Origin of the sequence: Leptospira terpstrae serovar Hualin str. LT 11-33 = ATCC 700639, assembly GCF_000332495.1 — a bacterium.
In the GTDB taxonomy this organism is placed as follows: Bacteria; Spirochaetota; Leptospiria; order Leptospirales; family Leptospiraceae; genus Leptospira_A; species Leptospira_A terpstrae.
This window is the reverse complement of record NZ_AOGW02000016.1, coordinates 130,489-152,366: the sequence shown is the minus strand read 5'-3', so window position 1 is coordinate 152,366 and position 21,878 is coordinate 130,489. Positions and strand designations below refer to the sequence as shown.

Below are 21,878 nucleotides of genomic sequence, written 5' to 3'. Positions count from 1 at the left end.
CAAAATTGCTGAATCACTACCACTTCATTTTCCGAATCAAACGAGGCGAACTTCGTTTCCCCTTCACCGCTTGATTCCTTATACCTTAGCCTAAGATTCCATAAACGGAGATTCTTTTAACCAAAATACCAGAATCAAATTGATCAGGGATAGAAAGAGAAGGATGTATAAAAAGGAAATCATTCCAAAAAAGTTAAGTCCTAAGATAAAGAATATGCCTGAGACTTGTCCCACAAGGAGGAGTAAACCTTGCGAAGTGGATTCTGGTGCTGGTGAAGTAATCTCTGCACAGTATTGAAATCCAATCGGTGCCCCAATTCCCAATAGAAAAAATCCAATCACAATCGATCCAACGAGTAAGAATATAAATCCTTGGAACAATACAAATAAACTGAGGCCCACTAAAAATCCAGCCATGGCAACGATCAGGAATAACTTTCGTTTTTGTAATTTGTCTGAGAGGGGAGGAATGATCACTCCACCGATGATTCCAGAAATCAACATCACCCCGCCAACTAACCCTGATTCGTCGATATTCAGGCCTTTGATTTCGCAGATTTGATCAATACAAGTACTCACAGCATTAAAAACCCCAAGACCAATGAGAAACAAAAATAGAATTTTTCTCATATCTTTCTGTTTCCATAAAAAACGAAGTCCTTCTTGAAAGGTGAGTTCGTGGTCTTCGCCATGGGTACTCGGAGAGGTTGGTGGTTTTTCTTTGATGAGGGTAAGAAATAGAATCGCAGAGACCACAGAACCAATTCCATACATCATCATCACATCAGGGATGGAGTTTCCATTTTGGAGTAAAATAGGGGTAAGGATCATCACAAGAATGATTCCGAGGAATTGAGCTAAGGTTCCGAGGGCGACAGCGGTGGCCCTTTCTTGGATGGGAAACCACAAAACACTAATTTTGGTCACTGCGTTTAGAAGAAATGGTTGGGCCACTGCGAGTCCTATTTGGCAAAGAAGCACAATGGTATAATCGGCTGCATAAATTCCTTTCAGTAGCCCGCAAACGCCTGTTAATACAGCACCAAAACCAACTCCTTTTTTAATTCCATAAGTATCGATCACATAAGAGGCGGGAATTGCTATGAAAACGAAAACGCCAAGAAAAACGAGAGAAAGTAAATCGATTTGGATAGGACTTACTTGATAAAACTCTTTGGCATCTCGTGCAATGGGAGCATAGGTCAACCATTGCAAACAAATGGTTGCCGTGATGACTATATAGGCGAAAAGCACAACCCAGCGGTATGGATAGAGTTTGGTAGGGTTTTGGCTCATTTCAGTTCCCTTTTTGGCAAGTTATGGATTTGGATGGAAACCAATCGTTCGGAATAAATTCCCTTTAGGGGAGATCTCGAAGGAAAATGAATTGCCATCCGAGCCGATGATTCTGAATCTTTGTGAGTCATCACTCACTTTTTTCCTTTCCCTGGAGAAAAACGAAAAACCCCCGGAAGGCTGTTTTTCTAAGGGCGGGCCAAACCATGAGTGTGCGAAAATCGAGCGAATGGAGTGACCATGGAATCTGGATACATACTGACTTATGATATTGGAACTACCGGAGTCAAAACATGTCTCTTCCGGATGTCAGATGCTTTGGAACTTGTCCAATCAGCCAGTTTGGAATACTCCATCCAACTTCTTGAAAACGGAGGGGCCGAACAAAACCCAGAGGATTGGTGGTTGGCTTTAAAAAAAACCACATCTCAAGTTTTGAATGAATCCAAAACCAATCCAGATTCCATCCAAGGGATTTCTTTTTGTTCGCAGATGCAAGGCCTAGTGCTTGTGGATTCCGAATTTCAAGTGGTTCGTCCTGCCATGAGTTATATGGACCAAAGGGCCACTTTGGAAATGAAAGAAGGGATTGTCCATGGTTTAAAAATAGAAGGGATCAATGCCGTAAAACTTTTGTTATCTCTTTGGATCACAGGAGCCGTGGCAGCCAGTGTCAAAGATCCAATTTGGAAATACAAATGGGTCGAAAAAAATGAACCAGAAATATTTTCTAAAGCGAAGTGGTGGTTGGATGTAAAAGAATTTCTCATCGCTCGTTGTACTAACGTTGCAGTTATGACAAGAGATTCTGCGTTTGCTACATTTTTATACAACTCAAGGAAGGGAAAAGGTAATTGGAGTCCCCTCTTATGTAAGTTATTCGGCGTTAGGTTGGATCATTTGCCGAAGATTGTCAATTCTTCAGATAAGGTAGGTGGTTTGACAAAGGAAGCTGCCGATTTTTTAGGGCTAAAAGAAAACATATCAGTGTTTGGTGGTGGTGGCGATGCATCTCTCATAGGTGTGGGTGCTGGTGCTGTCAAAGAGGGGGACACTCATATTTATGCAGGAACTTCTGGATGGATCTCCACTGTTACCAAAAAAAGAACTGTGGATATTGGAGCAAGGATCGCCTCTATCGTTGGAGCGAGAGAAGGTTATTACAATTACTTTGGAGAACAAGAAACTTCCGGGAAATGTTTACAATGGGTCAAAGACCATTTGGCCTTAGATGAAATTGATTTATATCTAGAAAAAAAGAAAATCACGGATGGCCCAGAAGCCATATATGCAAGTTTATTTGAGTTTATGTTTGATTCCATTAAGGACACAGAGCCTGGTTCGCAAGGTGTGATTTTTACACCTTGGTTGCATGGAAACCGTTGTCCTTTTGAAGACCCAAAAGCTAGAGGAATCTTCTTCAACATTAGTTTGCAAACAGGTAAAAGAACTCTCATTCGTTCCGTGGTAGAAGGAATCCTCTTTCATAAACGTTGGATTTTGGAACTTTCCAATGAAAAAATCCCTACATCGGATACGATTCGTTTTGTGGGAGGAGTGGCAAGGTCAGGATTCATCTGTCAGTTGTTAGCTGATATTACAGGAAAAACCATTGAAAGGGTAGTTCATCCAGAAAACGTTGGCGCGATGGGTGCAGCAGCGATAGTCGCATACGGACTTGGAATGATTCCAAAATTTGAAGATATCAAATCCATGATTCCTATCCAAGACAAATGGATCCCGAATCCAAATCATAAAACAATCTACGATAGAAATTTTAAAGTTTTTAAAAATCTCTACAAGACCAATCAAAACAATTTTGCAATTTTAAATACATAAAGTAAGGAAATCGGGTATGGAAAAACAAAACATTCAATTCACTAAAGAGAGTTTAGGAAAACCTTTCGCCATCGGAAGGTCAGCTGATTTATATCTTTTACCAGAGAATCAAATTCTAAAATTATTTTTTCCAGATGCAAAGGAATCAGAAATTGATTTAGAGTATGAGAACACTGTTGAAGCAAATCGAAAAGGTGCTTCAAAGATGAAGTGTTATGGAAAGGCAAAAGTAGAAAATCGATTTGGACTTATTTTTGATAGAATCACAGGGATCTCTCTGACAAAACTTCCCGATAAAAATCCATTGGAACTTTTCCGAATTGCGGGAACACTTGCTCGTTTGCACTACGGGATTCATCAAATCAAATCAGATAAGTATAAAGATATAAAAGTTATTTTAGAATCTTGTTTGAAATCAGAACCTCTTTCCTTTTTGAATTCGGAAGAAAAAGCAAAAGCAAAATCTTACATTCAAGGTTTGCCGAATGGAAATTCCATTCTTCATTTGGACTTCCATCCAGAAAACGTAATCGTACAGGGGAATGAGGAGATCATCATCGACTGGATGACTGCGGCAAAAGGAAATTCTGCGGCTGATGTTGCTTTTACTTTTCTTCTTTTCACAGATGCCGAACTTTGGCCGGGAACTCCCAAACTAAAAATCATTTTCTATACCTTCATTCGAAAGTTTATTTTAAAGGGTTATCTCAAAGCCTATAAACATCTCAGTGGAATTACTGATTCCGAAATTGCCGCTTGGAGATTGCCTGCCCTCATTCTTCGTTTGGGGCTTTGGAATATTGAAAGCGAAAGAGAAAGCTTAAAATCACAAATCAGTCGTTTGGTTACTCTCGGTGGTAAAGTATGAATTTAAAACTGGACCGTTTTATAGAATCATATGATGGGGAAGAATTCGATGTCACAATCGTTGGTGGAGGGATAACCGGTGCCACTTTGGCTTATGAATGCGCTAGTCGTGGGTATTCAGTGGCTCTTGTCGAAAAAAAAGATTTTGGTGGAGCCACCTCTGCTGCCACAGGTAAACTCATTCACGGTGGGCTTCGTTATCTAAAACAATTTGAAATAGGTCTAGTGAGGGAAGCATTAAAGGAGAGGAGAATTCTTTCTAACATTGCACCTAACTTAGTTTATCCTTATCCTATGGTGCTTCCAAAACCGGGACTCATCGCAAGGATTGGCCTTTTTGTATATGACCTTTTGTCTTTTGATAGCAGGTGGACTTGGGATGAATCCAAACAAATTCCAAATCACAAATACCTCAAACGAAAGGAACTTTTAGAAAAGAATTTGGGGGACTTTGATGATGCTGCCTATTTTTATGATGCGATTTGTTTGAGTCCCGAAAGATTAACGCTTAGTTTTTTAAAATCGGCAGTCGCTTACGGCGCTAAAATTTCGAACTATACTGTTGTTGAAGATTTACTTTGGAAAGGAAATGCCGTTGTGGGAATTCGCGTTCGAGATGCACTTACCAATGCAGAATCCGAAATTCGTTCCAAAGTAACAATCAATGCCTCAGGACCCTGGACTCATCATATACTTTCTAAATCTCCAAAAACCGAACAACCTCTCCCTAAGAAAAGGTCCGAAGGAATTTATATCATTACCAAAAAACTAACCAATTTAATGACTCTCTATGTAGGGGATAAAGGTCATTTCAGTTTTGCTCCTTGGAGAGGACATTCCATGATTGGGCCAACAGAAAAATCTTATTTTGGAAATGTAGAAGATTGGAAACTTACTCGAGAAAGTATACTTGAGTTCATTGATTATATCAATGAAACATCTCATATCAAAGAGAAGTTATCAATTGATGATGTGATTTTTGCTTATGGTGGCCTTCGTCCATTAATTGAAAGTTCTGATGATACCTATTCTGCATCTAGAAGGTCAGAATTGTATGACCATGCTCGGGATGGAGTCGAAGGTCTCATTACTGCAGCTGGCGGAAAGTATACAACGAGTCGGAATTTTGCAGAATCAATTTTCAAAAGAATCAAAAAGAAATTAACCAAAAAAGCCACTGGCAATATTTCCGCAAAACAATATTTATACGCATCACAAATCCCGAATGTAGAAATTTTTATCCAAGGTGCGATCAAACAAAATAAGGATTTCTCTGAAAAGACTATCGATTATTTGGTCCGGCATTACGGCTTACAATACGAGATGATTTTAGAATTGGCAAAAAAGACCAAAACCTTAAGTGCCGTTCTCAATCCCGATGGAGAAATACTGGCGGAAGTTGTCTATGTAATTCGTTACGAAATGGCCAAATCATTATCTGATATCTTTTTAAGAAGGACAGGCCTTGGAACTTTGGGGATTCTTTCTGATGAAATTATGAAGGCCATCATTGATGTTGCAGCAGCGGAATGGAAGTGGTCAGAAGAGACAAAAAGGAAAGAAACAGAAACAATTTATAAAATCTTAAAATTACCTGTTTGAATTCAATTCCCCTTTAGGAATTTCGGCTGACAAGTGACAGTATTTAGTTTTATCATTGGTTATGGGTACTGTCCAAACCATTGATACCGAATATGCAAACATCCATCAGGTGGCTTCGGCCTATCTTCTAGAAGAAGAAGGTCGAGGTGTTGTTGTTGAAACCAATACAACGTATGCCATTCCAAAGATTCTATCAGCGATGAAGTCGTTTGGGATAGAACCAGAGAACCTAGATTTTGTGATAGTCACTCATGTGCATCTGGATCACGCCGGAGGAGCTTGGGCACTTCTTGAAGCCTGTCCCAATGCAATATTACTTGCTCATCCGAAAACCGCAAAACATTTGATGGATCCAAGTTTACTCATCAAAAGTGCTACCTCGGTTTATGGAAAAGAAAATTTTGATTCCTTATATGGAGAAATCAAACCCATACCAAAAGAAAAAATTCGCATAATGGAAGATGGGGAGTGGTTAGAATGGAAAGGGCATTCCTTTCAATTTTTGTATACCAAAGGCCATGCCAACCACCACTTTTGTATTTATGATCAAAAAACAAATGGGATTTACACGGGAGACTCCTTTGGAATCTCCTATCCACAATTAGAAAATGGAAAACGATTTATTTTTCCCACTACAACACCAACTGACTTTGATTTTGCGGAAGCCATTCGTTCTCTCGACAGAATTTTGGAAACTGGGGCCAGTTTAGCGTATTTAACTCATTTCGGTCCGATTGGAGACTTAAAAAAGAATGCAGAGGATTTAAAAGAAGGACTCACTCTTTGCCAGGAAGCCATCTTTCAGTTGAGTGGAATTGCTAAAGGGGAAAGGTTGTCCTTTATGGAATCAAAAGTGGAAGCCATGATCCAAACATTGGCAACAAAACATTCCATTCACTTAACGGATTCTGATTGGAAACTATTGCGTTTGGATGTAAATTTAAATGCACAAGGGTTAGTGTATGCTTTTGAAAAAACAGAACTCAAAAGGTAAAAGTCCATTTCCATTGAAACAAAAGCTTTTATATTCTGTTTTTTCTCTCGGCATGGTTTTAATCCTTCTTCAATGTAATTTACCCATAAAATCTAAAAAGTCGAAAGCCCCTGAAATTCAAATTCAGTTTTTCTCAGAGGATTATGAAGAAACAAAATCCATCCCTTCATCTTTATTGGAATCAAAAGATTTATTACTGATCCTTGCGGAATTATCTAAAAAAGAAGATCCTTCCATGCGTTTTATTTCTACCAATAGAACGGAAGAAATTATGGAAGTGAATGGAAAAAGAAATTCTTGGTCCGAAGGTTGGGTGGTGTATGTGAATGAAGAGAGAGTGGATGGAGTCCAAATGAAACGAGGAGTTCGCGTAGGCCCGAGTGACAAAATTGAAATTCGATACGAGGCCGTAGAGCGCGTGTTTGGTCGCCCTACGCCATAAACCATTGGCTATCGTTTATCTAAGTGTTGTTAGTTCGCGGTAAGCTCTTACAAATCCATCAGACATTGTTTTTGCAAATGTCAAAGAGATCCTAGCTTTTTCCGCAGCAATCATTACATCGTGGAGTTCTACAGAGTTTGGATCAAAAACAATTTTTTGTGTGAGTTCATCTGCTTCTACTTGTTGGTCATTCACTTGTTCAAAGGCTTTTTTTAAAGCATCTCCGAAAGTCCCTGCTACTTCATCAGGAGATTTAGCTTCATTCGTTTTTCCATAGTGGCGTTCATCGGAACGAAAGATTCCTACCTTGTCTCCTTGGGGGAGAAGGGAATAGGGTTTGTAGGTTTGGGAACTTAGATTGGAAATGCGATCAATGGCCATGGGTGTTTCCTCATTCTATTCATCGGCCAAATTGGGAAAACCTAAAGAAAAAAATTATGTCACATTAAAAAAAGGGAAAGCTGGGAAGGGATTGGGTCGGATTTTTAGGCCCGACCGATTTCCATAGCTTTGTTCATCATTGCTTTGGATCCATTGATGAGTTGGACATTGGCCTCATAGGAGCGGGATGCCGAGATCATATCCGTCATCTCTGTAACGATGTTGATATTGGGAAGTTCCACGTACCCTTTTTTGGGGCCCGTTTGGATGGCGTCAGGATGAGTGGGATCATATGTGAGCCTGAGAGGACTCATGTCCTTTTCAATTTTCATCACTTTTACCCCTTTGCCTTCGCCGGGAGCCACACCAAAAGGATACACTGGACTTTTCCAATTGGTTCTTAAGTTAATCGGTGTTAGTATGACGCGGTCTCTTCGAAAAGGACCATCTCCATTGGTATTTCTCGTTGTAGTCGAGTTTGCAATGTTATTGGAAATGACATCCATTCGGAGTCTTTGGGCCGAAAGCCCTGTCGCTGAAATATTAATAGAATCAAACATTCCCATAACTTACTCCTTAGTTGGTTCTCATCACGATGTTGAGAAGGCGATTATTTTGGTTGAGTCTATCAATCATAAGGCTGTAACTCATTTGGTTTTGATTGGCTTCGACCACTTCTTTTTCAATGTCTACGTTGTTTCCATCAGGACGCATCGTAGTCAGATAATCCAAATTGGTTTTGGGTTTGGCATCGCGGTAGTCTAATGGTTTAAAAAATTCTATATGACGGTCGTTCGTGATCTTTGTCGGTACTGCTTTGTCCTTTTCGATTTTCTCAGACTCTATGGCTCGTTTGAGCATAGATTCAAACACTACTTCCGAGCGTTTAAAATTGGGAACATCCGCATTGGCGATATTATCAGTAATCACTTTTCGCCTTTGGGTCGCCGCACCAAGGCCACGTTCCAAAAGGTCTTGAGTTTTCATGAAATGTGTTGCTTCAAACATATTTCTCTTCCTCTCTACACTCCCCTTCGGTCGGATTTTCTTCCCCCTAAAGCATTTTATGTCTCACAGAGAGAAAAAAGGAAAGTCAGTTCGGTTGAGATTTGGTCTGGGTGAGTCACCGGAGTAGGAAAGTAGGTGCAAATGGTAAGTGGCTTTCTTTCGAAAGTGAATGTAGATTGAAAGTCAGTTCCTTTCGAAAGTTGCCGAAAAAGGACTATGATCTCCTTTGCTTTTGGTGACCGTGGAAAAGCAAACAAGTCCTAATTATGGACACGTTGTATAAAGAAAGTGGGTGTAAAAGTTATGGAACATCCCTTTGGAAACAGACTTTCGATAGTTTGCCACTTACCTTTGAAAGCAGCTGTAAAAAGTAAGTCACTTACCTTTGTAGGCCACTGCAAAAAGTTACTTTTGCGATTTCTAAATGCACCTTCCTTTGAAAATTACTTTCTTCTTTTGGTCCTTGATTCCAATGCAAGAAGCATTGACTGGATTTTTGAATTCTCTGCAAGAAACCAATCGGAAACTATACCCACTATCCCTCGGAGAATTTGGATAGGAATCCATCTTGCAGGGACAATGATTCTTGGGCTTCTTTTCTTTAATCCTTTGACTAGGGCTGTGGCCACTTTTTTAGGAGGGATTGCTTTTCTCAAGTAAGGAGGAAATCCAATCTCCCGCATTTCTGTTGTTAGATTGTCTCCACCGAAAACACCTTCTGTAAGTGGTGTTGAGATCCAACCAGGATATAAAACAGTCGCACTTGCACCCTTACCAGCCAGTTCTGCTCTAAGGGAGCGGGACAACATTTCGATTCCGGCTTTGGATGTGGCATAAGGTGCATTGCACATTCCATTGGTAAAGGCATAGATGGAGGAAGTAACTACGATTTGGCCTTGGTTTTTGACTACTTCCGGTAAAGACGCTTTGATTGACCGCCAAACACCTAATAAGTCCACATCTATTATTTTTTCAAATTCAGCCTCATCACAGTTAAATACAGTGTATGCGGATTCTTTCCAGGAGATTCCAGCATTGGCAATGGTGATATCAAGTCTACCAAAAGTAGCGACAGTCAACTTGATTACTTTTTTAATGGATTCCCAATTGGTTACATCCATCGTCTTTGCTAAAACTCTCTCCTTTGCAAACTCTGATGCCAAAGCATTTACTGAAGATTGAGAAATGTCGGTTAATACCAGTTTGGCGCCATTGGCATGTAGTTCTCTGGCACAGGCAGCTCCAATCCCCCCAGTGGCACCGGTGATTAGGACTACTTTGTCTTTCAATTCATATTTCATAACTTCCCCTCTATCTCTGTTAGGGATGATAAGGAGAAATAGGTCAACTGGTTATTCAAAAGGAATCAGATTCAGGTTTTGTTTTTTTATAGGGATAATATCTGCTATGGTAAATTTATTGAATCATGAATCTTAGCACATTCATTTTGGGTTATTTGGTTTTATGTTTATTATAATTCTAAGATGAAATTAAATTTCCAGAAGTATTTGTTAATATTTTAAACTTAACACCAGTTCTTTCTGATTCATCATTTGTAACTGAAAGGTTATAAGCAAAGATAACTTATAACCTTAAATTTTCTAAACCAAAACTTCACGATCGACGTTGGCACTTGCCACTTTCTCTTTTCGTTTCCTATCTCTTTCTGCAGTCACATGTTCAAAGTAAGATTCATAATTTGGGAAGTTAGTTCCCATCAACCTGTCCCAAACATTGAAATAGAGAGAGTAGTTTCCTTGGAACTTCTGGTGGTGGAGGTTGTGGTGTGTGGAGGTATTGATCCATTTTGTGATAGGATGTGAGGCCCAACCTTTCGGAAAAAATTCATAACCCAAATGCCACCAAATATTTAAAACCATAGCATAGAAGGTATGAAAGATTAACACATAAAAATGAATGGGAATAAACATCACAAAAGGAACAATGTATATGGCTTCTAAAAATGCTTCTGTTGCTTGGAACCTATAGGCGGCAAGTGGAGAAGGGTTTACCGATTGGTGGTGTTCGGAATGCACATGTGGGTATACTTTTTTTAGGTGAGCAAATCGGTGCATCCAATAAAACCAAGTTTCATGCCAAACTGTGATGAGAGCGAAGCTTAAGAAAATATATCCAACCCCAGACCATCCGGATACTGGTCCAAAGTACACTGCACTCGGAACAATTTTTGCCTTCATTAAAGTGATGTTAGTCACAGCGACGAGTGTAAAGACAACGAGTGTGACAGCCGATTGACGGAATTCCTTCCATACTTTTTCGGCTTTCGGGTATACTTTTTGAATGCGGTAGGTTTCGAAAAAATCCTTTCGCCAAACATAGAATAAAAGAAAAGCTAACCCTGCAATTGGATAATAACGTAGGAAATTCAAAATCCCTTGTGCAAATCCAATTTTGGTAACACAATCTAAAACTAATTCACACTGAACTGGTCCACCAAACATACAAATCTCCTAACAACACTTACGAATGAATCCATTCTAACAAAAATCAAACTCCAAATCGACCGGATCGGTAAAGTCGGAATAAAAAATGATTCCGAACGGGTCCATTCGGATCATTGTTTCAATGATTTTCTAAATTCACTAGGACTAGTACCTATCTCTCGTTTGAATGCGTCATAAAATGTTGATTTGGAAGGAAACCCCACATCGTAAGCAATTGTTAGGATGTTTCTTTCCGGATGTAACGAAAACAGTTCTTTAGCTTCCCCGATACGATAGTGATTCACCAAGTGAAAGAAACTCTTCTTTTCGTGGAGGTTCAAATATTCAGAAAGTTGGTGTTCTGAAAGATTCATCTCTATGGCCAACTTTTCTAAATTGATACTTTCGTCTCTGTAGATTTTTTCCACTTCCATTAGTTGTCTTAGTTGGTTTTGAAGATTCTCTAAATTGAATCCGCCCAATTGCGAGGTTTGATACTTCTTTTCTTCGATGACAATTCTCTGCACTTCTCCCCATAATTCTGGACTTTTTTGTCGCAAGAGGTAAACACCAATGAGGAGTAAGGCGATGAATGTGGAGACAATTTCCAATCCATGCCTTTGGTGGAAAAATAAAGTATAAATTCCAATTAAACTAGAAAAGGCACCAATCCCGACTACAATACCCACCAAACGAAGGTGAGCTGAATTTCTGAATCTGTCCAAACGAATGTATTTAACCATGTTAGTGAAGACATAAAAAGCCGCATAAAATATGGGTGAAACTGCGATGAGAATCGTAATTTGAAAAAGCAGTGGAACACCCTCCTTCAAATAGCGAGTGTGAAGTGCAATTTTATCTTCGCCAGAGGATGTATAAAAGGGAATGAGTAAAACAGTGACAATCCCTGCAGGAATTAATTCCCAGTAAGAAAACCGGTTTCCATTGGGACTTTCATCCCAGAGTTCTGAGAAGTAGCGCCTAAGAAGTGCTCCAATACAGGCGGTGAAGGGTAAATGGATGAGATAAAAATGAGGGAAAAATTGGTAAAGGCCTGTGGATGTAAAATAGGTATGTGCCTGAAACATGGCGGCAAAGAGAAATAACATTCCTTGCACTTTGGTTTGTCCTGTGCTGTTTTTTCGCAAGAATTCTCCCCAAGCAAAGAGCAAGGAAAGTCCGGCAGAAAAAGCAATCAAATGACTTGTTAGATTCCACACTATGGTTCATCTTTTAATCAATCGATTGGATTGTAAAATAAAATCACTTGCCTAGGGTTCGTTCTGAATTAGAATTACGTATGAAACGTGGATACCATTCAACGACAATCCTCCTTTTTGAGGGAAGGTAGCACCTTAGAGATCCACCTCCCTGCAGTCCTAACTGCCAAAGAAACTGGCAAAGATTGGACCACATTTTTCGAAATCCTTAAAAAAAATCCACCGCGTAACGTCGCCGTTCATGCTGGAAATTTACAGGAATCAGACACTTCTGGTATTTCTTTTTTAAAATTAATTCGAGTGGAATGCGAAACTAGACGAATTCAGTTCGCATTGTATGGATTAGGTGATGCATTCAAATACCGACTGAGTATTGCTGAAGATGATAGTAAAAAAAATAAAGAAATACTAGCAAACGCTCTTCGAAGATCTGAAAAAATCGGGAAACTTACCATTGATTCATTGTTAGAGTTTAAATACTTAATCACGTTTACCGGGGAACTAACGGTTTCTTTTTGGCGTTCTTTTTTACATCCATCTAAAATTCGTTGGAAGGACACTTTTCGTGTTGCGGAATCTATGGGTGTGAATGCATTCCCAATCATCGCGATGATAGGATTTTTGCTTGGTCTCATCATGTCTTTTCAGTCGGCAATTCCTATGAGAAGGTTTGGTGCGGAAATCTTTGTAGCAAACTTGGTGGGTCTTTCTTTGTTTCGAGAACTTGGTCCTTTGATGACTGCTTTTATTTTATCGGGAAGGTCAGGATCTGCCTTTGCAGCAGAACTTGGAACGATGAAAGTCTCTGAAGAGATCGATGCATTGACTACGATGGGACTTCCTCCCGTACAATTTCTCATTATTCCTCGTTTGGTGGCTTCCCTTCTGATGACACCACTTCTTACTATTGTATTTAATTTGTTTGGACTCATTGGTGGAGCAGTTGTGTTGATTAGTTTCGGATTTCCTCTCGTTACTTTTATCAACCAAGTGAATCTTGCGGTGGGACTTTCAGATATCTTAGGTGGACTTTTAAAATCTTATTTTTTTGGAATGATCATTGCGTCCATTGGTTGTTACCGAGGATTAAAAACAGCATCAGGAGCAGGAGCTGTTGGGGAATCAACCACTTCCGCAGTGGTTGGTTCCATCATACTTGTTTCTATCTTAGATGGAATTTTTTCCGTCTTATACTTTTACTTAAAAATATGAAAGAAAAACCAATCATTCGAGTAGAACACCTAACCACTGGATATGGCAATACTGTGATTATGGAAGATATTTCTTTTGAAGTGAACCGAGGAGAAATTTTTGGAATCCTCGGAGGTTCGGGTTGTGGAAAGTCTACGGTTTTAAAAAATATGATTGGATTAACATCACCATTTAGCGGCCGTATATGGATTGATGAAGATGATATAGTATTGGCGGAAGGAAAAAAGAAAATAGAAATTTGGAATCGAATTGGAGTAATGTACCAACAAAGTGCACTCTTTGGTTCCATGACTTTACTCGAAAACATTCGTTTGCCTTTGGAAGAATTTACGAAATTGCCACTTGCCATCATGAATGAAATAGCAATGACCAAATTAAAAATGGTAGGTCTTTTTCCTTTCGCTCATCTTTATCCAGCAGAACTTTCCGGTGGAATGAAAAAACGTGCTGCCATTGCACGCGCAATGGCTATGGATCCCGAAATATTATTTTTAGATGAACCAAGCGCTGGCCTTGATCCCATCACTAGTGTTGAGTTAGATTATCTAATCATTCGTTTGTCGAGGACTCTTGGCGTTACCTTTGTGATCGTGACACATGAATTACCTTCTGTATTTACTATGGCAGACCGAGTGATCGTATTAGATAAAACCAAAAAAGGGATCATTGCCGAAGGCAAACCAAAAGATTTGAAAGAGAAATCAAAAGATCCATTTGTAAAACAATTCTTTAATCGTATACCACAGGAGAGTTCCCCTTTATGAACCAATCAAGTAAAATCTATTTTAAAGTTGGGGTTTTCGTTCTTGTTAGTTTTTTTACTCTCATTTTGTTTTTGATAGTATTTACAGCAGGCAATATCTTTCAAAGATCCGTAAGTTTAGAAACTTATTTCGATGAATCGGTACAAGGTTTGGATATTGGGTCCCCGGTCAAACACCGTGGTGTAAAGGTAGGCACTGTCCAAGAAATTACTTTTGTACAAAATGAATATTCGGATAAACTCACCGAGGATACGGAACTTCGTTACGGCAGGTATGTATTAATTAAAATGTCTGTCCCCGACTTTGTAAAAGGAGTATACGGCGACGATTTAAAGAAAACAGTAAAAAGAATGATTCAAACTGGGCTTCGGGTTCGTCTCGCCTCACAAGGATTAACTGGAACTGCCTATCTTGAGGTAGATTATCTTAATCCTGAAAAAAATCCGCCATTATCTATTGAATGGGAACCAAAAACTATTTATATACCGTCAGCGCCAAGCACCATCTCTCGTTTTACGGCCTCAGTCGATAAGTTTTTTGATAAAGTAGAAAAAGCAGATGTAGATAAAATTCTTTTGGGTGTAGGGGAACTGATCCGTAACTTAAATCAAACTATCCAGGAAGCCAAACTCGGAGACTTAGCACGTGAATCCACAGGACTTTTGGTTGACCTAAGAAAAACCAATGCAGAAGTAAAGGCTCTCATCGCTAGTCCAGAGACACAAGGGTTACCCAAAAAATTGGACGCATCTGTGACACAACTACAAACAACTTTAAAACGTTTGGATACACTACTTGCTTCCAACCAAGGTGATATTTCAACATCGATTGAAAATTTGCGAATTGCTTCTGAAGACTTAAAAGAAGTAACTGCTAATGCTAAAAAATATCCTTCTCAGTTTCTCTTCGGAGAAGCACCAAACAAGTCTAAACTCTGGAAATAAAAATAATGAAATCATTTATACGATCTATATTTCTTTTTGGATTACTTTTTTTACTTAACGACTGTTTTGGTGTTAGTAAAACCTTTCCTGAAAAAAGGTTCTTTCTGATTGAAGCTGGTGACACCAAACAATTGTTTTCTGTATCTAAACCAAAATCTTTCATTGTGCGTAAGGTTTTTATCTCGCAGAGATTTGAGGGAAAAGAGTTTGTTTATCGCAAAGAAAATGCAGTCTATGAATCAGATTATTATAATGGGTTCTTTATCCCTCCTGCGCACAACTTTAAAGAAGAGTTCGTTCGTTCGCTTTTAAAATCGGGGAACTTTGAATGGGATGCTAGTATGCATACCAGGGTAAATATTACCCATTTTATAGAACTGAACTTATCTCAAATGTATGGAGATTTCCGAACCAAAGAACCAAAGGCTGTTATTGAATTTGAAGTTGTTGTGTATGAGGATAAAGATTCAATCTCTACACCAGTTTTTAGAAAAACATACAAACAAATCCAGTCCATTGAGAAAAAAGATCCAGAAGCTCTGGTCCTTGGTTGGAATCAAGGACTTACCAATGCATTCAATGAATTGAATTTAGATTTAAGTAATAAATTAAAATAATTCTAAGGGTTCGATCTTTCTGATAAAATAACGTTCTTGTTTGGATGTTTTTTTTGCGAAACATTAGGATCATATCACTAGAAACGAGGTTGCATTTCAAATAATACCAGTATAGATAATAGTGACTTAAGGATACCCTATGAGACTCATTGAATCCATTGCCCCTATTTATATTCTACTTATGTTGGTTGAGGTTTTCTATACTCGGTTTAAAAAACAGGATTATTATTTTTACGAAGATTCTTTGGCAGACTTAAGTTTAGGAGTCCTCAGTCGCATTTTTGATGGCGTTATTTTACTTGCTTTGGTTTTTGTTTATAACGCTTTGTATCAAATCTCTTGGGGGTCAGAATTTTTTTCCAAAGGTTTTTTATCATCAAACTCGCCTGCGCATTGGATTATTTTATTTGTTCTACTTGATTTTTTATTCTATTGGGCACACCGCTATAGCCATGAAATTAAAGTTTTGTGGGCTTCTCATGTAGTGCACCATTCCAGTGAGGAATTTAATTTATCAGTAGCTCTCAGGCAATCCTTTGTTCGTAATATCGGGATTGGACTTTTTTATTTGCCATTGGCACTTATTGGATTTCCCGTAGAATCTTATTTAATCATCGATGCTTTGAACCGTACTTACCAATTTTGGGTTCATACTCGTGCCATTGGTAAATTGCCGGCATGGTTCGAATTTGTTTTTGTCACACCGTCTCACCATAGAGTTCATCACGCAATGAATCCTGAATATATAGATAAAAATTATGGGGGAGTGTTTATCTTTTGGGATCGAATATTCGGAACCTTTTGTGAAGAAATCAAAGAACCAAGGTATGGACTTGTTTCACAACTCCGTACTTATGATCCAGTGACGGCTGAACTACATGTGTTTCGAGATTTGTTTTCTGATTTAATGCTTACAAAAAACAAGTGGCAGGGACTAATTTCCTTTTTATCTTATCCTTCTGTAAGGCCTGATGATCTGCAGCCCCCTATGGATCGAGGTGTGAAAGATCCTAAAGTATGGTTGAGCCATCACAGAGGAGAAATTGCATATAAGGCATTGGAACCACAATACAGGCGTAAGTCTGGAAATGTTTTGTATCGGTCCTTCCTCCTGATTTCATTTTTGGTTCCCACAATCTTCACTTTGTATTTTTTGAAACGTATGCATCTATTTTCTTTTGGAGAAATTGCTTCTGTCTTTGTACTTTTGGTTTTTTCCTTCGTTTCTTTAGGGAGGCTATTAGAGGGAAATAAAGATTGGCTTCCCTATGAAATTCCTAAATTTATTTCTTGGCTTGTGCTTTTGGTCTATTTTTTCTTATAGTAAGACAGATGAAATATTTACACACAATGATCCGCGTTTTGGATTTAGATCGGGCCCTTCATTTTTTTGTGGAGATACTTGGACTTAAAATCACTCGAAGGAATGAGCATCCTGAGGGAAAATTTACTCTAGTATTTTTATCAACCGGGGAAGCAGATGCACCCGAGATCGAACTCACTTACAACTGGGGTCAGACCGAACCCTATTCTTCAGGTAGAAACTTTGGACACATTGCCTATGAAGTAGATAACATTTATGAGACCTGCGAGCAGATGCAAAAAATGGGAGTTACCATCAATCGTCCCCCTCGGGATGGTCGTATGGCATTTGTTAGGTCACCTGATTTAATTTCCATAGAACTTCTCCAAAAAGGGAAACCATTGCCTTTAGCAGAACCTTGGGTTTCCATGCAAAATACAGGTGAGTGGTAGGATTGGCAAAAAAACCAAAAATTGCAATCATAGGAGCTGGAGCTTCCGGTTGTTTTGCTGCCTTACAAATTCATGAAGAATTACAGGGGTTATGTGATATTCAGATTTTTGAGAAGTCGAAAGAACCACTTTCTAAACTTCGAATTTCTGGTGGTGGAAGATGTAATGTTACCCATAATCTTTTTGATCCAGAACTTCTATCCGATAGGTATCCCAGGGGAAACAAGGAACTTCGGTGGGCATTAGAAGCTTTCCAACCAAAAGATACAATTGCCTGGTTTCAAAAAAAAGGGGTAACACTCAAAGCTGAAGCTGATGGCAGGATGTTTCCTACTACTGACAGTTCGGATACCATAATCCAATGTTTTTTAAATGAATTAAAATTAAAAAAAATTCCAATTCACTTTGAACAAGGGTTAGTTGGAATTTATTCTAACCAAGTTTCAGATCAATCCAAAGGATTTAAGATTCTATGGGAAGGAGGAGTGGAAGATAATTTTGATATTGTACTTCTAGCCACCGGGTCCAACAGAAAGGTTTGGAGTATACTTGAAAAGTTAGGACATAAAATCATCACTCCTGTTCCTTCACTCTTTACCTTGACTTTAGAAAATACAGATCTTATGGAGCTCACAGGCCTTGTGGTTCCTCATTGTGAACTCAAAGTATTGCCGAAAGGAAAACCTCAAAAAGGACCTATTCTGATTACACATTGGGGGCTAAGTGGGCCTTGTGCCCTTCGTCTCTCTGCTTGGGAAGCTCGCACATTATTTGAAGCTGATTACAAAGTGGATCTTTCTGTAAATTGGATCGGTGGAAAATCAACTCAAAGTTTAGAAGAAGACTATTTATCAAAAAAAGAGAAAACACCGGCAGATAAATTGGCTCCCGATTCGGAATGGAAACTACCTTCTCGGTTTTGGGATTGGATTTTAAAAGAATCCAAAATACAAGCTAACAAACGTTACTCCGAAATTTCAAAGTCAGAAATCAGGACTTTAAGTCTTTCGTTAACTCAATCCAAACTTCGAATGGTCGCCAAAGGAGTATTTAAAGAAGAGTTTGTAACAGCGGGAGGGGTTTCCAGAAAGGACATTCAGTTCCAAACCATGGAAAGCAAACTTTGTTCTGGGCTTTATTTGACTGGTGAAATTATTGACGTAGATGGAATTACAGGTGGTTTTAATTTTCAGAATGCCTGGACAACCGCAACACTGGCAGCCCGAGGCATTCGCAAAACAATCGTTATTTGATTTTATGGATTTGGATGAAGTCTACAGTCTGAGCCACAGATCCTGGAGCACCAGACAAAATAACAACAGTATCTCCTGATTTTAATTTTCCTTCTGATTTAAGAGTTTTACTCATAAAGGCAATCATATCTGGAAACTTATCCATCATAGGCATCACATAGGCTTCCACTCCCCAAAACAATTGCATCTTTCTTGCTGTACCAAGAAAAGGTGTAAATGAATAAATTGGTTTTAAGGGACGAAACTCTGAAGAGAGTAGGGAGGAGTATCCTGACCTTGTGAAATTGATAATAGCTTTTGCATTGATAGACCTAGTAATAGATTCTGCAGCACTACCAAGGGCAGTTCGTTCGACTTCAAATTCGGTCCGATCCATATTTCTCAAATGTGATAAATAAATTTCTGATTCTTCAGCAGCTTGGATGATACTTGTCATGGTTCGTACCGTTTCCACTGGATACTTTCCCGAAGCTGTTTCCCCAGATAACATCACAGCATCTGTTCCATCCATTACAGCATTGGCAACATCACTTGCTTCCGCACGTGTGGGACGTGGGTTGTCGATCATAGTTTCTAACATTTGTGTTGCGGTGATTACTGGTTTTCCTCTTTGGTTGAGTTTTGTAATCATCTCTTTTTGAATGATGGGAACATATTGTGTATCTAACTCCACACCTAAGTCACCACGAGCTATCATGATTCCATCACAATTGTCTATAATCTCTTCAATATTTTGAATTGCTTCGGGTCTTTCGATTTTTGCAATAAGGCCAGCATAACTGTCTTTCATAAACTGACGCGCCATCTCTAAATCGCTCGCTCGTCTAACGAAGGATAATGCAATATAATCTACACCTAAAGATAGTGCAAATTGTAAATCTTCTATGTCTTTTTCTGAAAGAGCTGGTGCCGAAATTGGAGTTCCTGGAAGGTTGATTCCTTTGTTATCTTTTAACGTACCTCCAATTACTGTTTCCAAAACTGCTTTTTCTTTAGTTTTGGATTTTACGACAAACGAAAGTTTGCCGTCGTCAATCAATAGTTTGTGTCCTACGTCAATGTCATTTAGGATGTATTGGTAGGTGCAACCAATCTCATTTTCTGTGCCGAGGAAATCGGATTTATTATTGATGGTGATTTGATCACCCGTTTTTAGTTCCAAGGGCCCCGTTCCCAACTTCCCTGTTCTAATTTTGGGGCCTTGTAAGTCGGCAAGGATACCAATGGATTTACCAGATTCTTGTTCACACTCTCGTAGCAACTCGAAGATTTCTTTATGGTAGTCGTGGGTAGAATGAGAAAAGTTCATCCTTGCCAAATCCATTCCCGAATAGATGAGACTTAAGATAGTTTCGCGGTTAGCAGATGCGGGACCGATGGTACAGATAATTTTGGTGCGTTTGTTGGGGATTTTTTCGTCTACCGGCATAGACCCTATTCTTAGCTTTTTTGTTTTTTCCTGCAAGTAAATTGTACGGTTTGAATTGACTTGTGTCATTTTTAACAAAAATATCATTTTAATGGCATCTAATGCACTCGCTCTCATCTACCATTCTTCGTACAATCTCGAATTACCGGGTCATGTGTTCCCGGCTCATAAGTATTCTCATCTTTATAATCGTGTCAAAAGAGATCCTGTATATGCATCTTGGGACATTTTGCTACCTAAAAAAGCAGAAGAAGCAGATTTAGAACTCGTTCATACTAAAGAATACTTGGATGATTTGTTTAGTTATGAACACACTTCGCGAACCATGTATTCGGAACTTCCACTTAATCGAAGTATTGTGGAAAGTTTTATGTATGGTGTTGGCGGCACCATAATGGCAGCAGAACTATCTAAAAAGTTTCAATTTGCCTTTAATATGGGCGGAGGATACCACCATAGTTTTCCGGATAAAGCGGAAGGTTTTTGTTATTTAAATGATGTAGCAATTGCTATACGGAAACAAAAAGAAACAAATCCGAATATAAATGCACTCATCATTGACTTAGATTTGCATCAAGGTAATGGAAATTCGTATATTTTTCAATATGATGACAAGGTTTTCACATTTTCGATGCATCAAGGTAATCTTTATCCAAAGAAAGAAGTATCTAACTTAGATGTGAATTTAGAACCAAATACTAAAGACGATGAGTATCTAACTACATTAGAAACTTCATTAAATCAAATTCAGAAAGATTTTGATTCCCATATAATTTATTATGTTGCAGGTGCTGATCCTTATGAAGATGATTCTCTTGGAGAATTAAAAATTTCCATGAAAGGTCTGAAAGAACGAGATTTGATGGTTCGTAAGTTTGCAGAGTCGCTGCGTGTACCTTGTGTTGTGACTCTTGCGGGCGGTTATGCACGAGACTTTCGCGACACGGTTGAAATTCATTTTAACACAATCACTGCATTTGGTGAAAAGTAATGGGAGTTTTTTCCTCTACAGACAAAAAGAAAAACCAATCCGATTGGCTTGATTTAGATGATTTGTCTTTAGTAGATGTATCAAAAGAATTAAATACTTCATTAAATATGGAACCTAAATTATTTAATAGGTTCACTCATTACGAAGTAGAACAGATGTTAGTAAATGCAGGTTTAATCACTGCTGTGGAAAAACGAGGGTTTTATAACTCTATCATTGAGTTAGAAATTCTTAATGATTATGATAATAGAATTTATATAAAATCAGAAAATAGAAAAATCTTAGTTCATACACGTTTGAAAGTTTCTCAATTTCAATTAAAGGGTGACGATGAACAGTTCCCTATGATTTATATTGATTGGCTCCTCACTCAAAATATTAATTTTGAACCTGGAGATCTTAAAAAGGAATTGTACTTTGGACAAGAATACCCGGGCTTAAATGTTCTAAACGAATTTACCGATTTTATACGTGGCCTCTCCAAAAAACTTGGAACATCTGGTGCCTTTAATGTTCCCGAATACTTTCATGATGCCGTTTTGTTTTCTCGCAAATTTCGTTTTATTGATCCTGAAAAAGAAGGAACGTTTCGTGCTCTTGTGAAAAATTTTCGTGGAACAAATTTACGTAGTTTATCTTCTCAAATCCACCAGAACAGAGTTCGTTATGAAAATGGCGATCCTTACGAGTGGAAATATGGAGAGATGATTTCCTGTACCGATGTTTATTTGGAGAAAAAGGTTTTCCATGAGGCCTATTTTAAGAAAGTAGAGGAAGTGAAAGAAAAACTAAAATTCACATTGGTCTCAAAGTAAGACCG

At 38.6% G+C, this 21,878-nt stretch carries 23 protein-coding genes; 14 read left to right on the top strand and 9 right to left on the bottom strand.

The features are described from left to right. Positions 1 to 90 precede the first annotated feature (90 nt). Together LEP1GSC203_RS16025 and LEP1GSC203_RS20100 are read right to left on the bottom strand one after the other, a co-directional pair. Entirely contained in the window at positions 91 to 1,296 is a 1,206-nt protein-coding gene (locus LEP1GSC203_RS16025) for an MFS transporter (RefSeq protein WP_002975165.1), read from the bottom strand. After that, positions 1,293 to 1,427 (bottom strand): hypothetical protein, encoded by a 135-nt coding sequence (locus tag LEP1GSC203_RS20100; RefSeq protein ID WP_002975067.1) that lies wholly within the window; start codon positions 1,425 to 1,427, stop codon positions 1,293 to 1,295. Before LEP1GSC203_RS20100 ends, LEP1GSC203_RS16025 begins: the two co-directional genes overlap by 4 nt. 109 nt (positions 1,428 to 1,536) lie before the next feature. On the opposite strand from LEP1GSC203_RS20100, the gene LEP1GSC203_RS16020 reads away from it, so the two are divergent. The 5 genes from LEP1GSC203_RS16020 (at position 1,537) to LEP1GSC203_RS16000 (ending at position 7,040) form a co-directional block, all read left to right on the top strand. Beyond that, on the top strand, positions 1,537 to 3,135 hold the full coding sequence (locus LEP1GSC203_RS16020) for a xylulokinase (protein WP_002975000.1): 1,599 nt from the start codon (positions 1,537 to 1,539) through the stop codon (positions 3,133 to 3,135). 16 nt (positions 3,136 to 3,151) lie between these two features. Next, a complete protein-coding gene (locus tag LEP1GSC203_RS16015; protein ID WP_002975063.1) occupies positions 3,152 to 4,003 on the top strand; it encodes an aminoglycoside phosphotransferase family protein in 852 nt (283 codons plus the stop codon). Beyond that, entirely contained in the window at positions 4,000 to 5,604 is a 1,605-nt protein-coding gene (locus LEP1GSC203_RS16010) for a glycerol-3-phosphate dehydrogenase/oxidase (protein ID WP_002975129.1), read from the top strand. The genes LEP1GSC203_RS16015 and LEP1GSC203_RS16010 overlap by 4 nt, the downstream gene beginning before the upstream one ends. A gap of 61 nt (positions 5,605 to 5,665) precedes the next feature. Beyond that, positions 5,666 to 6,598: an MBL fold metallo-hydrolase gene (locus LEP1GSC203_RS16005; RefSeq protein ID WP_002975073.1), complete on the top strand. Its 933-nt coding sequence runs from the start codon at positions 5,666 to 5,668 to the stop codon at positions 6,596 to 6,598. A 13-nt stretch (positions 6,599 to 6,611) separates the two neighbouring features. Beyond that, complete coding sequence (locus LEP1GSC203_RS16000) at positions 6,612 to 7,040, top strand: hypothetical protein (protein WP_232225917.1); 429 nt, start codon at positions 6,612 to 6,614, stop codon at positions 7,038 to 7,040. A 15-nt stretch (positions 7,041 to 7,055) separates the two neighbouring features. Here LEP1GSC203_RS16000 and fliE read toward each other — a convergent pair whose 3' ends face one another. The 6 genes from fliE to LEP1GSC203_RS15970 form a co-directional block, all read right to left on the bottom strand. Continuing rightward, the gene (gene fliE, locus LEP1GSC203_RS15995) at positions 7,056 to 7,421 is read right to left on the bottom strand and encodes a flagellar hook-basal body complex protein FliE (protein WP_002975092.1); all 366 of its coding nucleotides are present in this window, start codon (positions 7,419 to 7,421) and stop codon (positions 7,056 to 7,058) included. A gap of 104 nt (positions 7,422 to 7,525) precedes the next feature. Then, complete coding sequence (flgC, locus tag LEP1GSC203_RS15990) at positions 7,526 to 7,987, bottom strand: flagellar basal body rod protein FlgC (RefSeq protein WP_002975027.1); 462 nt, start codon at positions 7,985 to 7,987, stop codon at positions 7,526 to 7,528. Positions 7,988 to 7,997: 10 nt separating this feature from the next. Beyond that, the gene (flgB, locus tag LEP1GSC203_RS15985) at positions 7,998 to 8,429 is read right to left on the bottom strand and encodes a flagellar basal body rod protein FlgB (RefSeq protein WP_002975016.1); all 432 of its coding nucleotides are present in this window, start codon (positions 8,427 to 8,429) and stop codon (positions 7,998 to 8,000) included. Positions 8,430 to 8,872: 443 nt separating this feature from the next. Beyond that, the gene (locus LEP1GSC203_RS15980) at positions 8,873 to 9,730 is read right to left on the bottom strand and encodes an SDR family NAD(P)-dependent oxidoreductase (protein ID WP_002975013.1); all 858 of its coding nucleotides are present in this window, start codon (positions 9,728 to 9,730) and stop codon (positions 8,873 to 8,875) included. 300 nt (positions 9,731 to 10,030) lie between these two features. After that, entirely contained in the window at positions 10,031 to 10,891 is an 861-nt protein-coding gene (locus LEP1GSC203_RS15975) for a sterol desaturase family protein (RefSeq protein ID WP_002975079.1), read from the bottom strand. Positions 10,892 to 11,004: 113 nt separating this feature from the next. Next, the gene (locus tag LEP1GSC203_RS15970; RefSeq protein WP_039938233.1) at positions 11,005 to 12,093 is read right to left on the bottom strand and encodes a helix-turn-helix domain-containing protein; all 1,089 of its coding nucleotides are present in this window, start codon (positions 12,091 to 12,093) and stop codon (positions 11,005 to 11,007) included. 87 nt (positions 12,094 to 12,180) lie between these two features. Between LEP1GSC203_RS15970 and LEP1GSC203_RS15965 the strand changes: the two genes are divergently transcribed. The 7 genes from LEP1GSC203_RS15965 to LEP1GSC203_RS15935 all read left to right on the top strand — a co-directional run bounded on the left by LEP1GSC203_RS15965 (position 12,181) and on the right by LEP1GSC203_RS15935 (position 18,638). After that, positions 12,181 to 13,305 (top strand): MlaE family ABC transporter permease, encoded by a 1,125-nt coding sequence (locus LEP1GSC203_RS15965; RefSeq protein WP_039938232.1) that lies wholly within the window; start codon positions 12,181 to 12,183, stop codon positions 13,303 to 13,305. Then, positions 13,302 to 14,069: an ABC transporter ATP-binding protein gene (locus tag LEP1GSC203_RS15960; RefSeq protein ID WP_002975019.1), complete on the top strand. Its 768-nt coding sequence runs from the start codon at positions 13,302 to 13,304 to the stop codon at positions 14,067 to 14,069. The genes LEP1GSC203_RS15965 and LEP1GSC203_RS15960 overlap by 4 nt, the downstream gene beginning before the upstream one ends. Then, a complete protein-coding gene (locus LEP1GSC203_RS15955) occupies positions 14,066 to 15,013 on the top strand; it encodes an MlaD family protein (RefSeq protein ID WP_002975098.1) in 948 nt (315 codons plus the stop codon). The genes LEP1GSC203_RS15960 and LEP1GSC203_RS15955 overlap by 4 nt, the downstream gene beginning before the upstream one ends. A gap of 5 nt (positions 15,014 to 15,018) precedes the next feature. After that, the gene (locus tag LEP1GSC203_RS15950) at positions 15,019 to 15,630 is read left to right on the top strand and encodes an ABC-type transport auxiliary lipoprotein, LBF_0736 family (protein ID WP_002975162.1); all 612 of its coding nucleotides are present in this window, start codon (positions 15,019 to 15,021) and stop codon (positions 15,628 to 15,630) included. 139 nt (positions 15,631 to 15,769) lie between these two features. Further along, on the top strand, positions 15,770 to 16,954 hold the full coding sequence (locus LEP1GSC203_RS15945; protein ID WP_002975075.1) for a sterol desaturase family protein: 1,185 nt from the start codon (positions 15,770 to 15,772) through the stop codon (positions 16,952 to 16,954). An 8-nt stretch (positions 16,955 to 16,962) separates the two neighbouring features. Beyond that, positions 16,963 to 17,385 (top strand): VOC family protein, encoded by a 423-nt coding sequence (locus tag LEP1GSC203_RS15940; protein ID WP_002975124.1) that lies wholly within the window; start codon positions 16,963 to 16,965, stop codon positions 17,383 to 17,385. A 2-nt stretch (positions 17,386 to 17,387) separates the two neighbouring features. Further along, the gene (locus LEP1GSC203_RS15935; protein WP_002975096.1) at positions 17,388 to 18,638 is read left to right on the top strand and encodes an aminoacetone oxidase family FAD-binding enzyme; all 1,251 of its coding nucleotides are present in this window, start codon (positions 17,388 to 17,390) and stop codon (positions 18,636 to 18,638) included. Here the strand turns inward: LEP1GSC203_RS15935 and pyk are convergent. Continuing rightward, positions 18,631 to 20,067: a pyruvate kinase gene (gene pyk / locus LEP1GSC203_RS15930; protein WP_002975041.1), complete on the bottom strand. Its 1,437-nt coding sequence runs from the start codon at positions 20,065 to 20,067 to the stop codon at positions 18,631 to 18,633. The two genes, LEP1GSC203_RS15935 and pyk, sit on opposite strands and share 8 nt — an antisense overlap. A gap of 91 nt (positions 20,068 to 20,158) precedes the next feature. Here pyk and LEP1GSC203_RS15925 point away from each other — a divergent pair, with 91 nt between their 5' ends. Further along, entirely contained in the window at positions 20,159 to 21,058 is a 900-nt protein-coding gene (locus tag LEP1GSC203_RS15925) for a histone deacetylase family protein (RefSeq protein WP_039938230.1), read from the top strand. Then, positions 21,058 to 21,873 carry a hypothetical protein gene (locus LEP1GSC203_RS15920; RefSeq protein WP_002974991.1) on the top strand — a complete coding sequence of 272 codons (816 nt, stop codon included), beginning with the start codon at positions 21,058 to 21,060 and terminating at the stop codon, positions 21,871 to 21,873. The genes LEP1GSC203_RS15925 and LEP1GSC203_RS15920 overlap by 1 nt, the downstream gene beginning before the upstream one ends. Positions 21,874 to 21,878: the final 5 nt, after the last annotated feature.